This window comes from Streptomyces sp. NPDC085866, from assembly GCF_044541035.1.
Classification (GTDB): domain Bacteria; phylum Actinomycetota; class Actinomycetes; order Streptomycetales; family Streptomycetaceae; genus Streptomyces.
The window spans coordinates 189,870-203,347 of sequence record NZ_JBITSQ010000014.1 but is presented as its reverse complement, the minus strand read 5'-3'; the positions used below and the strand labels follow the sequence as shown (position 1 = coordinate 203,347).

Annotated in this window: 13 protein-coding genes; 12 read left to right on the top strand and 1 reads right to left on the bottom strand. The window is 70.1% G+C overall.

Annotation, left to right across the window (positions count from 1 at the left end; all coding sequences use genetic code 11):
• Nucleotides 1–45: 45 nt before the first annotated feature.
• A complete protein-coding gene (gene prcA, locus ACIF83_RS32815) occupies nt 46–795 on the top strand; it encodes a proteasome subunit alpha (RefSeq protein ID WP_393476142.1) in 750 nt (249 codons plus the stop codon).
• A 60-nt stretch (nt 796–855) separates the two neighbouring features.
• Here the strand turns inward: prcA and ACIF83_RS32810 are convergent, their stop codons facing one another.
• Nucleotides 856–1,872 (bottom strand): LacI family DNA-binding transcriptional regulator, encoded by a 1,017-nt coding sequence (locus tag ACIF83_RS32810; protein ID WP_399732375.1) that lies wholly within the window; start codon nt 1,870–1,872, stop codon nt 856–858.
• Nucleotides 1,873–1,962: 90 nt separating this feature from the next.
• Here ACIF83_RS32810 and ACIF83_RS32805 point away from each other — a divergent pair, with 90 nt between their 5' ends.
• From ACIF83_RS32805 to ACIF83_RS32755, 11 genes are all read left to right on the top strand, one after another.
• The gene (locus tag ACIF83_RS32805) at nt 1,963–3,222 is read left to right on the top strand and encodes an MFS transporter (RefSeq protein WP_393476136.1); all 1,260 of its coding nucleotides are present in this window, start codon (nt 1,963–1,965) and stop codon (nt 3,220–3,222) included.
• Nucleotides 3,223–3,231: 9 nt separating this feature from the next.
• Nucleotides 3,232–4,593, top strand: coding sequence for a Pup--protein ligase (gene pafA / locus ACIF83_RS32800; RefSeq protein ID WP_097255646.1), 1,362 nt, complete (start codon nt 3,232–3,234; stop codon nt 4,591–4,593).
• A 143-nt stretch (nt 4,594–4,736) separates the two neighbouring features.
• The gene (locus ACIF83_RS32795; RefSeq protein WP_399732372.1) at nt 4,737–5,738 is read left to right on the top strand and encodes an FKBP-type peptidyl-prolyl cis-trans isomerase; all 1,002 of its coding nucleotides are present in this window, start codon (nt 4,737–4,739) and stop codon (nt 5,736–5,738) included.
• A gap of 91 nt (nt 5,739–5,829) precedes the next feature.
• Nucleotides 5,830–6,201: an FKBP-type peptidyl-prolyl cis-trans isomerase gene (locus tag ACIF83_RS32790; RefSeq protein WP_393476129.1), complete on the top strand. Its 372-nt coding sequence runs from the start codon at nt 5,830–5,832 to the stop codon at nt 6,199–6,201.
• Between the two features lie 146 nt (nt 6,202–6,347).
• Nucleotides 6,348–7,325 (top strand): helix-turn-helix transcriptional regulator, encoded by a 978-nt coding sequence (locus ACIF83_RS32785; RefSeq protein WP_393476126.1) that lies wholly within the window; start codon nt 6,348–6,350, stop codon nt 7,323–7,325.
• A gap of 19 nt (nt 7,326–7,344) precedes the next feature.
• Nucleotides 7,345–8,397: a helix-turn-helix transcriptional regulator gene (locus ACIF83_RS32780; RefSeq protein ID WP_393476123.1), complete on the top strand. Its 1,053-nt coding sequence runs from the start codon at nt 7,345–7,347 to the stop codon at nt 8,395–8,397.
• A gap of 29 nt (nt 8,398–8,426) precedes the next feature.
• Nucleotides 8,427–8,687, top strand: a complete 261-nt coding sequence (locus ACIF83_RS32775; RefSeq protein WP_398139562.1) for a hypothetical protein — start codon at nt 8,427–8,429, stop codon at nt 8,685–8,687.
• A gap of 20 nt (nt 8,688–8,707) precedes the next feature.
• Nucleotides 8,708–8,902, top strand: coding sequence for a hypothetical protein (locus tag ACIF83_RS32770; protein WP_094216835.1), 195 nt, complete (start codon nt 8,708–8,710; stop codon nt 8,900–8,902).
• A 256-nt stretch (nt 8,903–9,158) separates the two neighbouring features.
• A complete protein-coding gene (gene tatA, locus ACIF83_RS32765) occupies nt 9,159–9,440 on the top strand; it encodes a Sec-independent protein translocase subunit TatA (protein ID WP_393476117.1) in 282 nt (93 codons plus the stop codon).
• A 48-nt stretch (nt 9,441–9,488) separates the two neighbouring features.
• A complete protein-coding gene (tatC, locus tag ACIF83_RS32760) occupies nt 9,489–10,433 on the top strand; it encodes a twin-arginine translocase subunit TatC (protein ID WP_398139561.1) in 945 nt (314 codons plus the stop codon).
• Nucleotides 10,434–10,519: 86 nt separating this feature from the next.
• Nucleotides 10,520–13,372 carry a DEAD/DEAH box helicase gene (locus tag ACIF83_RS32755; RefSeq protein ID WP_393476111.1) on the top strand — a complete coding sequence of 951 codons (2,853 nt, stop codon included), beginning with the start codon at nt 10,520–10,522 and terminating at the stop codon, nt 13,370–13,372.
• The last annotated feature ends 106 nt before the right edge of the window (nt 13,373–13,478 follow it).

The following is a 13,478-nucleotide window of genomic DNA, read 5'->3' as shown; positions in this document are numbered from 1 at the left end:
TATCAAGGTGATCCAGTGAACATGACAGAAAGGGACGGATAACCGGTGTCGACGCCGTTCTATGTCTCACCCCAGCAGGCCATGGCCGACCGGGCGGAGTACGCCCGCAAGGGCATCGCCCGCGGCCGCAGCCTGGTCGTGCTGCAGTACGCCGACGGCATCGTCTTCGTCGGCGAGAACCCGTCCCGCGCGCTGCACAAGTTCAGCGAGATCTACGACCGGATCGGCTTCGCGGCCGCCGGCAAGTACAACGAGTACGAGAACCTCCGCATCGGCGGCGTGCGCTACGCCGACCTGCGCGGTTACACCTATGACCGGGACGATGTGACCGCCCGCGGTCTCGCCAACGTCTACGCCCAGACGCTGGGCACGATCTTCTCCAGCGCCGCCGAGAAGCCGTACGAGGTGGAGCTGGTCGTCGCCGAGGTCGGGGCCACCCCCGAGGGCGACCAGATCTACCGGCTGCCGCACGACGGCTCGATCGTCGACGAGCACGGCTCGGTCGCGGTCGGCGGCAACGCGGAGCTGATCAGCAACTACCTGGACCAGCGCCACCAGGACGGCATGAGCCTGGCCGAGGCGCTGAAGCTGGCCGTGCAGGCCCTGTCCCGCGAGTCGAACGGCACCCAGCGGGAGATCCCCGCCGAGCGCCTGGAGGTCGCGGTGCTGGACCGCACCCGCCCGCAGACCCGCAAGTTCAAGCGCATCGTCGGCCGCCAGCTCGCCCGCCTCCTGGAGGAGAACGGCGCGGCCACCGAGGCGGAGAGCTCCGAGGAGGAGAGTTCCGAGGAGTAGCCCCGTCCGCATCCCGCTCCCGTGTGCCCCGACCGGTCCGCCGGCCGGGGCACACGGCGTTCAGGACGCGCGAGGCGGCGCCGTGGACCCCCGTACGACCAGTTCCACCGGAATGTCCCCGCGCTCGGGCTCGCGGCCCTCCAGGACCGCCAGCAGGGCCTCCATCCCGCGTTCCCCGAACAGCTCGGCGTCCAGTCGTACCGTCGTCAGCTCGGGGTCGAGGGCCGTGGCCAGGGCCAGGTCGTCCAGGCCGGTCACCGAGACGTCGTCCGGCACGCGCAGGCCCAGGCGGCGCAGGGCCTTGTAGGCGCCGGCCGCCAGCTTGTCGTCGTCGCAGACCACCGCCGTCGGCCGGGGGCCGGGCACGGTGAACGCGGCCTCGGCGGCGGCCAGGGCGCCCTCGATGGAGATCGGCGCCGGGGCCGTACGGATCTCCGTCCCCGGCACGGCGGCCAGACGCGCCGCCAGCTCCCGCGCACGCATCTCGAACGTCCAGGAGGGCACGTCGGCGGCCAGGTGCAGGACGCGGCGGTGGCCGAGGCCCAGCAGGTGCTCGGCGACCTGCCGCACGCCGTCGGCGATGTCCAGGTTCACCGTGGCCGCGCCCAGGCTGCCCTCGGGGTCGCTGTCGAGCATGACCAGCGGCAGCTGGTCGCCGCGGATCGCGGTGAGGGCGTCCGCGGCCATCGAGGAGGCGATGACGCCGTCCAGGGCGGCCTGGGCGGAGGCGAAGGGGTCGCGGGCCGGGCCGATGCCCTCGGGGGAGGGGTACAGCACGACGCCGAAGCCGTGCCGGGCCGCCACCCGCGCCGCGCCCGTGTAGACACCGGCGAAGAACTCGGTGGTCAGCGCCGGCACCACGAGCAGGATTGTGCGGGTGCGGCCCAGGCGCAGATTGCGGGCCGCCAGGTTGGGCCGGTAGCCCAGCTCGCGCGCGGCCTCCCGGACCCGCTCGGCGGTTGCCTCCGAGACCCGGCCACGCCACTTGTCGCCCAGCACGAGCGAGACGGCCGCCTGGGAGACCCCGGCAGCCTGCGCTACGTCACGGCTGGTCGGGCGCGTACTGCTGCGTGCCACGGCGGGGGCCTGCTCCTTCATGTGGACGTGTGAACAGCGCACATGGTACGTATGAGTGGGGACGTTATACGTAACACTAGGAGGCAGGACATGGCCGCGGGATACCTGGAGATCCTCAGGGCGAAGCACGCGGCCCGTCTGCTGACCGGAACCCTGGTGGGCCGGCTGCCCAACGCGACCGCCGCGATCGCCCTGGTGCTGTTCGTCCGCGGCGAGGGCGGCACGTACAGCCTGGCGGGCGCCCTCGCGGCCGTGTACGGCGTCGCCAACGCGGTGGGCCAGCCGGTGCTGGGCCGTCTCGTGGACCTGTACGGCCAGCCGCGCGTCCAGCTGCCCGCCGCCGTCCTCTCCGCCCTCGCCATGACGGCCTTCGCCTTCTCCGGAACCGACCCGCTGCCCTTCGCCTACGCCGCCGTCGCGGCCGCCGGCCTCTTCACGCCGCCCCTGGAGGGCGGCCTGCGCGCCCTGTGGCCCTCCGTGCTGCGCCGCCAGGAGCAGGTGCACACCGCGTACGCCATGGACGCCGTCGCGCAGGAAGTGATGTTCACCGTCGGCCCGTTGCTCGTGACCCTGTGCGTGTCCCTGTGGTCGGAGCGTGCGGCCCTGCTGGTGCTCAACGCCGTCGGCGTCCTCGGCGCCCTCTCGGTGGTCGTCTCGCCGCCCTCGCGCGCATGGCGCTCGGCCCCGCGCGAGGCGCACTGGCTCGGCGCCCTGCGCTCGCCCGGCCTGCTCGTGCTCCTCGGTGCCTTCCTGTTCGTCGGCATCGCGCTCGGCTCCATCACCGTGGCCTCGGTGCCGTACGCCGACGACCACGGCGGCGACGCCGTCTACGGCTGGCTGATGGCAGCGCTCGGCCTCGGGGCCCTTCTCGGCGGCACCGTCTACGGCGCGCGCCGGTGGAGCGGCACGCCCGAGCGGCGACTGCGGACCCTGGTGGCGCTTCTGGCGGTGTGTTACCTGCCGCTGATGCTGATGCCGGGTGCGGTCGCCATGGTGCTGCTCACCGTGGTCTCCGGAGTGTTCCTCGCCCCCTGCATCGCCTGCGCGTTCATCATCGTCGACCGGCACGCGCCGAGCGGAACCGTCACCGAGGCGTTCTCCTGGCTCGTGACGACGTTCACCGTGGGTGCCTCGGTCGGAACGGGGCTGGCGGGCCCGGTGGTCCAGGCGGGTGGCGCACTGTGGGGATTCGCCCTCCCGGGTGTCGCGGGGGCCGTGTCCCTGCTGGTCCTGCTCGCCACCGGACGGGTCCTCGCAGCTCCCGCGCGGAGCGGGGTTGTTGCGGCTTCATCGGAAAATGATCCAAATCGTGCTGCCGAACCCCGTTTCAGCTCAGGGGATCGGGCGTAATGTTCAGTCATGGACCGCCGCATTTTCGGGCTGGAGAACGAGTACGGCGTCACGTGCACGTTCAGGGGACAGCGGCGCCTGTCTCCTGACGAGGTGGCGCGGTACCTCTTCCGCCGTGTCGTGTCATGGGGCCGCAGCAGCAATGTCTTTCTGCGAAACGGCGCCCGGCTCTATCTCGACGTGGGGTCACATCCGGAATACGCGACACCCGAATGTGACAACGTGATCGAACTGGTCACCCACGACAAGGCCGGCGAGCGCATTCTCGAAGGACTCCTGGTGGACGCGGAACGACGCCTGCACGAGGAGGGAATCGCGGGCGACGTCTACCTCTTCAAGAACAACACCGACTCGGCGGGCAACTCCTACGGCTGCCACGAGAACTATCTGGTGGCACGGCACGGGGAGTTCTCCCGGCTCGCGGACATCCTCATCCCCTTCCTGGTGACCAGACAGCTGCTGTGCGGCGCGGGCAAGGTCCTGCAGACCCCGCGCGGCGCCGTCTACTGCGTCAGCCAGCGCGCGGAGCACATCTGGGAGGGCGTCTCCTCGGCGACGACCCGCTCCCGGCCCATCATCAACACCCGCGACGAACCGCACGCGGACGCCGAGCGCTACCGCCGCCTGCACGTCATCGTGGGCGACTCGAACATGTCCGAGACGACCATGCTGCTCAAGGTCGGCGCCACCGACCTGGTGCTGCGCATGATCGAGGCGGGCACCGTGATGCGCGACCTCACCCTGGAGAACCCGATCCGGGCGATCCGCGAGGTCAGCCACGACATCACCGGCCGGCGCAAGGTGCGCCTGGCCAGCGGCCGGGAGGCCTCCGCGCTGGAGGTGCAGCGCGAGTACTTCGACAAGGCCGTGGACTTCTGCGACCGCCGCGGCATCCGCACCGGCACCGTCGCGCAGGTCCTGGAGCTGTGGGGCCGCACCCTCGACGCGATCGAGACCGAGGAACTCGACCGCATCGGCACCGAGATCGACTGGGTCATGAAGTACAAGCTCATCGAGCGGTACCGGGCCAAGCACAACATGACCATGTCGCACCCGCGGGTCGCCCAGATAGACCTCGCCTACCACGACATCCACCGTCGTCGTGGTCTGTACTACCTGCTGGAGAAAAGGGGCCAAGCCGCCCGGATCTGCAACGACTTGAAGATCTTCGAGGGCAAGTCGGTTCCCCCGCAGACCACTCGGGCCCGGCTGCGCGGCGACTTCATCCGCAGGGCACAGGAACAGCGCCGGGACTTCACAGTCGACTGGGTGCACCTGAAGCTCAACGACCAGGCGCAGCGCACCGTGTTGTGCAAGGACCCGTTCCGTTCGGTGGACGACCGGGTGGAGAAGCTCATCGCCGGAATGTGACAAAGGTACGTGAGTCAAGCGTTTCCGCATCGAATTGCCGGAACGCCACACGGGCGTCGTACGTTTCCCGTACGGCGCCCTTCTCGCGTCGTAGAGTTGCGCGCACGCCAATCCACAAGATCGACCGATTACGAGGCATCTCCGTGCGCCGACGCTCCCTCCTCCTCGCCGCTGTACCCGCAGGACTGGTCACGCTCGCCGCGTGCGGCGACGACAAGTCCGACTCCAGCAAGGCCAGTGCGTCGCCGTCGCCGTCGGCGTCCACGCCCCCGCCCAAGATCGTGGAGGGACCGCTGCCGGCGATCACGGCGGGCACGAAGTTCGGTGAGAAGCCCACCGTCGCCAAGGGGCCGGGCGAGCCCTCGAAGAACCTCGCGGTCAAGACGGTCATCGCGGGCAACGGCCGCACGATCGCGGAGAACGACTTCATCCAGGCGAACTACCTGGGCCAGATCTGGAGCACCGCCAAGGTCTTCGACAACTCCTACGACCGCAACCGCCCGCTGGTCATCCAGCTCGCCCAGGGCAGCATCATCGACGGCTGGCGGTACGCGATCGCGGGCAAGAAGGTGGGCAGCCGGATCGAGCTCGCCGTCCCGCCGGAGCTGGGCTACGGCAAGTCGGGCAACCCGCAGGCGGGCATCAAGGGCACCGACACCCTGGTCTTCGTCATCGACCTGATGGACTCCTTCAACTCCAAGAGTTCCGCCCAGGGCAAGCCGGTCCCACAGAACGACGCCGCCCTGCCCAAGGTCGGCACCAACACCGACGGCAAGGCGCCCGAGATCACCGTCCCGAAGTCCGAGCCGCCGAAGAAGCTGGTGTCGACCTACGTCCTGGAGGGCGACGGCGACGAGATCAAGGCGAACCAGACGATCCTGTGCCAGTTCAAGGCCGTGGTCTGGGACAGCGGCAAGACGTTCCAGCAGACGTACGGCTCCGGGCGGCTCAGCCAGTTCTCGCTGGAGCAGATGCAGCAGGCCGTCAAGGGCCTGGCCGAGGGACTGACCGGCAAGAAGGTGGGCAGCAGGGTCCTCGTCGTCATCCCGCCGGAGCTGGGTTACGGCGACAACCCGCCGAGCGGCGGTGTCGTCAAGAAGGGCTCCACGCTGGTGTTCTCGGTGGACATCCTGGCCGCGATGTAGCCGTGCCGCGCCGTGGTGGCGGCGGGCGGCAGACCAGCGGGGATGAAAGACTGTACGTGTTTCGTGTCGTACACAAGCAGGAGCTTTTGACGTGAGCATCGACAAGCCCGAGATCGACTTCCCGGGCGGCGAGCCCCCGGCGGACCTCGAGATCAAGGACATCTGGGAGGGTGACGGCCCCGTCGCGGAGGCGGGCCAGAACGTCACCGTCCACTACGTGGGTGTTGCCTTCAGCACGGGCGAGGAGTTCGACGCCAGCTGGAACCGCGGCACGCCGTTCCGCTTCCCGCTGGGTGGCGGCCGGGTCATCAAGGGCTGGGACCGCGGCGTGCAGGGCATGAAGGTCGGCGGCCGCCGCCAGCTGACCATCCCGGCGCACCTCGCCTACGGCGACCAGAGCCCGACTCCGGCGATCAAGCCCGGCGAGACGCTGATCTTCGTCGTGGACCTGCTCGCGGTCTGATCGTCGTACGGCCAGTTTTCGGGATCCGACCGGACCCGATCGACTGGGGCCCATGCCTGTCCGGGCATGGGCCCTCGGCTTTGCCAGGCCACTTCTGAGCGGTACGGTCATCGTCCGTAAGCACCCCAGGAAGGCGAAGGGCGTCGATGGCCATTGCCAAGGCAGAGCGGCTGATGAACCTCGCGCTGTGTCTGCTCGGAACACGGCGGCCGCTCAGCAAGCGGGAGCTTCGCGACTCCATCGAGGCATACGTCGAGGCCGCCAGGCCGGAAAAGGGCGCAGCCGGCTCGGACGACTCCTTCAACCGGATGTTCGAGCGGGACAAGGACGACCTGCGCGAGCTGGGCCTGGTCATCGAGACCGTCGAGAACCTCGACGGAGAGGTCGGCTACCTCGCCCGCCGCGACAGCAACCGCCTGCCCCCCATCACCCTGGACGCCGAGGAGGCCGCCGCCCTCGGCCTCGCCGCCAAGGTCTGGCAGCAGGCCCGCCTGGCCGGAGCGGCCAGCGGCGCCCTGCAGAAGCTGCGCGCGGCGGGGTTGCCCGAGGACGTCGACCCGTACGAGGCCCACGGTGCCCTGGAACCGCGCATCCCGGTGCACGAGGCCGCGTTCGAGCCGCTGATGCTGGCCTGCCGCGACCGTCGCCCGGTCGTCTTCGACTACCGCAAGGCCTCCGCCGCCCGCCCCGAGCCCCGGCATGTCGAGCCGTGGGCGCTGGAGTGCTGGCGCGGCCACTGGTACCTGGCGGGCTGGGACCGCGACCGGGGCGCCGAGCGCGTCTTCCGGCTCTCCCGGATCACCGGCCGGGTGCGCTCGCGGGGCACCGGCTTCACCGCGCCCGTTCCGGACGTCGTCACGGTGCGAGAGACCGTCGCGGGCTGGGCGGGCGAGATCGCCGACCGTTCGGCGCTGATCAGGCTGCGTTCCGGCGCCGGGTACCCCCTTCGGGCGAAGGCCGCCAGGGTCCGGGAACTCGGTGACGGCTGGGACGAGTTGGAGATTCCGTACGGGCACGGCCTGGACGCCTGGCTGGTGGAGTTCGGGCCGGACGTGATCGTCGTGGAGCCGGCCGAGCTGCGGGCCGACGTGGTGGACCGGCTGCGTGCCGTGGCCAAGGGCTGAGGGGGAGCGGAGCAGAACCATGGCAGGCAAACCGATCAGGCCCGTGAACGCCATCGACCAGACCCGGCGGATGCTCTCCCTGGTCACCTACCTCAGGGAGCGCCCCGGCGCCCGGATCGCGGACGTCGCGCGCGCCTTCGGCATCACCGAGGACGAGCTGGTCTCCGACCTCGATCTGCTGCCCATGTGCGGCACCAGCTTCCGCGGCGGCGACCTGCTGGACATCGACACCGACGGCGAGCGCATCTGGTGGCACAACGCGGCCGCGCTCGGCGAGGAGGCGGCCGAGCCGCTGCGCCTCGCCGCCGACGAGGCCACGGCCCTGCTGGTGGCCGCCCGCGCGGTGTCGACCCTGCCCGGCCTGCGGGAGGGCGACCGTCAGGCCCTGCTGCGGGCGACGGCCAAGGTGGAGGCAGCTGCCGGTGAGGCCGCCGGCGCCAGCTCCCGTCTCTCGGTGACCTTCGAGTCCGAGGGCGGTGTCTTCGCCGACGTCGACCGGGCGATCTCGGAGCGCCGCCGGCTGTGGATCCGCTACTACTCACCCGCCCGTGACGAGGTCACCGAGCGCGAGATCGACCCCATCCGCCTGGTCAGCGTCGGCCACACCTATGTGGAGGCATGGTGCCGCCGCTCCGAGGCCCGGCGCACCTTCCGGCTCGACCGGGTCGCCGAGATCAGGATCCTGGACGAGCCCTCGGCACCGCCGGAGATCGAGCTGCGGGACCTCTCCGAGGCCCTGGTGCAGCCGGCCGCCGAGGACCCGGAGGTCGTGATCGAGGTCGGGCCCGGCGGCCGCTGGGTGGCCGAGTACTACCCGCACGACAGCGCCGATGAGCTTCCCGACGGCGGGCTGCGTATCACTCTGCGCACCCCCGATCCGGCCTCCCTGCGCCGGCTGGCCCTGCGCCTGGGCCGCGACGGCAGGATCGTCTCGCCGCTCGAGCTGGCCGACAGCGCCCGCACGGCGGCCCGCGAGGCCCTGGCGGCGTACGACACACCGCCGACGGCGGCGCACGGTGGTCACGACGGTGGGAACGACGGGCAGTACGAGAGGCAGGAGCGAGGGCTTTGAACGAGTCTCCGGGGTCCGGTGCTGGGGAAATGACGGTGGCAGCCGCTTTCGCCGGGATGAAGAGAGTGGTCCCCGTGGTGTTCAAGGCCGGCTGCCCGGACTGCCGGGGCCGTTTCGAGCTCGCCGCGAGCGCCCTGCGCCTCGCCATCGGTGCCACGAGCCGGACGACGTTCTACTCCTTCACCTGCCCCGACTGCGGTTCCTCGGTGCGCAAGCCCGCCGGGGAACGCATCGTCGAGCTGCTCACCGGCGGCGGCGTCAGGACCCTGCGGCTGCACTCCACCGTGTAGGACCGTCTAGGCTCGACGTCATGTTCTGGCCGATGTTCGCGGTAGCCGTGGGTTTCCTGGGTCTCGCCGTCCTGGGGGTGCTCGCCGTCCGGGTCTTCCTGGAGGCGCGGCGCCTCGGGGAGCAGGTCTCGGCCTCCGCCCGCCGTATCAACAGGGCGGCCGAGGACCTGGAGCGGGCGGCGGTCAGCGCGGCCCGCGCCGTGGACACGCTGTGAACGACACTCCCGGAATCTGTGAGTCGCGCACGGGATGCGCTTTGGGCCACTTCGCCCTGTCATGCTGACTGCCGGGACAGGTACGCTCTGATCGCGGTGCGAAGAGCGAGGCGCGTACCGCGGACCGGGAGTACGCATGGGGATTGCCTCACGTTCACCCCTGAGCGTTACGATCGCTGCCAGCACGATGTTTCGGACAAGTGTCCGACTGGTCGGACAGGCCCGTCGCCCCGCCTCGGTGAGAAGGTGAAGATTTATGTTCCGCAACGGACTTGAGCCGTGGCACCTGCTGATCCTCGTTGTGGTCATCCTCCTCGTGTTCGGTTCCAAGAAGCTGCCGGACATGGCGCGCTCGCTCGGCAAGTCCGCCCGCATCCTGAAGAGCGAGGCGAAGGCCATGAAGGAGGAGGGCAAGCAGTCCGGCACCGCCGAGTCCGCCGAAGAGCCCGCTCCCGCTCAGCGCACGATCCAGGCCGCGCCCGGCGACGTGACCAGCTCCCGCCCGGTCAACGAGCCGACGGACACGACCCAGCGTTGACGCGAGGACCGGGGACATCCGGTCCGCTGTACGAGATGAGGATGTGGGTTGCCCAAGTCTGCCCGCAAAAAGGAGAGGGATCCCGAGGGCCGGATGCCGCTCGCGGATCACTTGCGTGAGCTGCGCAACCGGCTTGCCAAGGGTGTCCTGGCGATCCTCGCCGTCACGATCGTCGCGGCCTTCTTCTACCGGGACATCATCGATGTCATCACCAAGCCGATGCTCGACGAGATCGGCTGTGGCCAGACCTTCGGGGAACTGGCCAAAGCCAAGAACGTTCACTGCGCGCACATCACCGTCAGCGGCCTGCTGGCTCCGTTCACCCTGGCTCTGAAGGTCGCCCTGATGGCCGGTGTCGTGCTCGCGTCGCCGGTCTGGCTGTACCAGCTGTGGGCGTTCGTCGCGCCGGGCCTGCACCGCAACGAGAAGAAGTACGCCTACGCCTTCGTCGGCTTCGGCTTCCCGCTCTTCCTCACCGGTGGCTACCTCGCGTTCCACGTGCTGCCCACCACGGCCAAGGTGATGATCGGCCTCACACCCGACGGCGCCGAGAACCTGTTGCCGCTGGACGACCTGCTGGACCTGGTCACCCGCATGATCGTCGTCTTCGGTCTCGCCTTCGAGATGCCCTTGCTGCTGGTGATGCTCAACCTCACCGGCGTGCTGTCCGGGCGACGCATGCTGGGCTGGTGGCGCGGCATGGTCATCGGCATCACCGTCTTCGCGGCCGTGGCCACACCCAGCCCCGACCCGATGACGATGCTGGCGCTGGCGGCGCCGATCTGGGGGCTCTACTTCATCGCCGTGGCCATCGCGCTGCTCAACGACCGGCGCCGGGCGCGACGCGAGGCAGAGGGACCGGGCGACGACGAGGCCTCCGAGCTGGACCTCACGCCGGAGGCCATCGGCGAGGTCGAGCCGGTCTCCGCGGGCCGGGCGGTGCCTGAGCAGGCGGGCCCGGACCGGGTCAACGGATACGACGACGTGACCTGACAGGTCCTTTCATCCGGCTCACGAGCGGTGCCCGCGTCCTCGAGGACGCGGGCACCGCTCGTTGTGGTTGTCCCACGTTCCGGATAATGATCGTCCTGTTGTCAGTGCCGCCCGGTACGCTCGAAAGCACGATGACAGAGGATCTCTCACCGGCCGAGCGGTACGCGGCAGCCCGGAGGCGGGCAGTCGAGCAGGCCACCGCGCTCGCGTCCTTCCGCGAGATGTACGACTTCGGCCTCGACCCCTTCCAGATCGAGGCCTGTCAGGCCCTCGAAGAGGGGAAGGGCGTGCTGGTGGCCGCCCCCACCGGGTCGGGCAAGACGATCGTGGGCGAGTTCGCCGTCCACCTCGCCCTGCAGCAGGGCAAGAAGTGCTTCTACACGACACCCATCAAGGCGCTGTCGAACCAGAAGTACGCCGACCTGTGCCGCCGCTACGGCACGGAGAAGGTCGGCCTGCTCACCGGCGACAACAGCGTCAACTCCGATGCCCCGGTGGTCGTGATGACCACCGAGGTGCTGCGGAACATGCTGTACGCGGGCTCGCAGACCCTCCTCGGCCTCGGCTATGTGGTCATGGACGAGGTCCACTACCTCTCCGACCGCTTCCGCGGCGCCGTCTGGGAGGAAGTGATCATCCACCTGCCCGAGTCGGTGACCCTGGTGTCGCTGTCGGCGACCGTGTCCAACGCCGAGGAGTTCGGTGACTGGCTGGACACCGTCCGTGGTGACACCGAGGTGATCGTCTCCGAGCACCGGCCCGTGCCGCTGTTCCAGCACGTGCTCGCCGGCCGCCGGATGTACGACCTGTTCGAGGAGGGCGAGGGCCACAGGAAGGCCGTCAACCCCGACCTCGTCCGCCTCGCCCGCATGGAGTCGACCCGGCCGTCGTACCAGGACCGCCGGCGCGGCCGTGCGATGCGCGAGGCCGACCGCGAGCGGGAGCGCAGACAGCGCTCGCGCGTGTGGACGCCGGGCCGGCCCGAGGTCATCGAGCGCCTCGACTCCGAGGGCCTGCTGCCCGCGATCACCTTCATCTTCAGCCGCGCCGCCTGCGAGGCCGCCGTCCAGCAGTGCCTGTACGCGGGCCTGAGGCTCAACGACGAGGAGGCGCGGGAGAAAGTACGCGCGCTGGTCGAGGAGCGCACCGCCGCGATCCCGTCCGAGGACCTGCACGTCCTCGGCTACTACGAGTGGCTGGAGGGCCTGGAGCGGGGCATCGCCGCCCATCACGCGGGCATGCTGCCGACCTTCAAGGAGGTCGTCGAGGAGCTGTTCGTACGCGGACTGGTCAAGGCCGTGTTCGCGACCGAGACCCTCGCCCTGGGCATCAACATGCCCGCCCGCTCGGTGGTCCTGGAGAAGCTCGTCAAGTGGAACGGCGAGCAGCATGCCGACATCACGCCCGGTGAGTACACCCAGTTGACGGGGCGTGCGGGCCGGCGTGGCATCGACGTCGAGGGTCATGCCGTGGTGCTGTGGCAGCGCGGGATCAGCCCCGAGCACCTCGCCGGTCTCGCGGGCACCCGCACGTACCCGCTGCGCTCCAGCTTCAAGCCGTCGTACAACATGGCGGTCAACCTGGTCGAGCAGTTCGGCCGGCACCGCTCGCGCGAACTGCTGGAGACCTCGTTCGCGCAGTTCCAGGCCGACAAGTCGGTCGTCGGGATCTCCCGGCAGGTGCAGCGCAACGAGGAGGGCCTGGAGGGCTACAAGGCCTCCATGACCTGCCACCTCGGCGACTTCGAGGAGTACGCGCGGCTGCGCCGCGAACTGAAGGACCGTGAGACCGAGCTGGCCCGCCAGGGCGCCAACCAGCGGCGGGCCGAGGCGGCCGTGGCCCTGGAGAAGCTCAAGCCGGGCGACGTCATCCACGTCCCCACGGGCAAGTACGCCGGTCTGGCCCTGGTGCTGGACCCAGGCCTGCCCGCCGGCCGCTCCAACGGCCACCGCGGCTTCGACCACCACGACGGCCCGCGCCCGCTGGTGCTGACCGCCGAACGGCAGGTCAAGCGGCTGGCGTCGATGGACTTCCCGGTGCCGGTCGAGCCGCTGGACCGGATGCGGATCCCGAAGTCCTTCAATCCGCGCTCGCCGCAGTCCCGTCGGGACCTCGCCTCTGCCCTGCGCACCAAGGCCGGGCACATCCCGCCGGAGCGGGCCCGCAAGAAGCGCTCGCAGGCCGCCGACGACCGCGAGATCGCCCGGCTGCGCACGGAGATCCGGGCGCATCCGTGCCATGGGTGCAACGACCGTGAGGACCACGCCCGTTGGGCCGAGCGGTACCACCGGCTGATGCGGGACACCTCGCAGCTGGAGCGGCGCATCGAGGGCCGCACCAACACCATCGCGCGGACCTTCGACCGGATCGTCGCGCTGCTGACCGAGCTGGACTACCTGCGCGGCGACGAGGTCACCGAGCACGGCAAGCGGCTCGCCCGGCTCTACGGCGAACTCGACCTGTTGGCCAGTGAGTGCCTGCGCGAGGGCGTCTGGGAGGGCCTCGGCCCGGCCGAACTCGCCGCCTGCGTATCGGCGTTGGTGTACGAGGCCCGGGTCGGCGACGACGCCATGGCGCCCAAGCTGCCCTCCGGCAAGGCGAAGGCCGCGCTCAGCGAGATGGTCCGGATCTGGGGCCGGCTGGACGGTCTGGAGGAGGAGTTCCGGATCACCCAGAGCGAGGGTGTCGGTCAGCGCGAGCCCGACCTCGGCTTCGCCTGGGCCGCGTACATGTGGGCCTCGGGGACGGGGCTCGACGAGGTGCTGCGCGAGGCGGAGATGCCCGCGGGTGACTTCGTGCGGTGGTGCAAGCAGGTGATCGATGTGCTGGGGCAGATTTCGGCGGCTTCTCCTGTGGAGGGGTCGACCGTGGCGAAGGCCGCGCGCAAGGCGGTCGATCAGTTGCTGCGGGGTGTGGTGGCCTACTCGTCGGTGGGGTGACCTGTTCTCTGGCGGGTGCGGGTGCGGGTGCGGGTGCGGGTGCGTTGTGGCTGGTCGCGCCTGCGCGGCGGAGCCGCATATCTGCTCAGCCCCGCGCCCCTGAGCA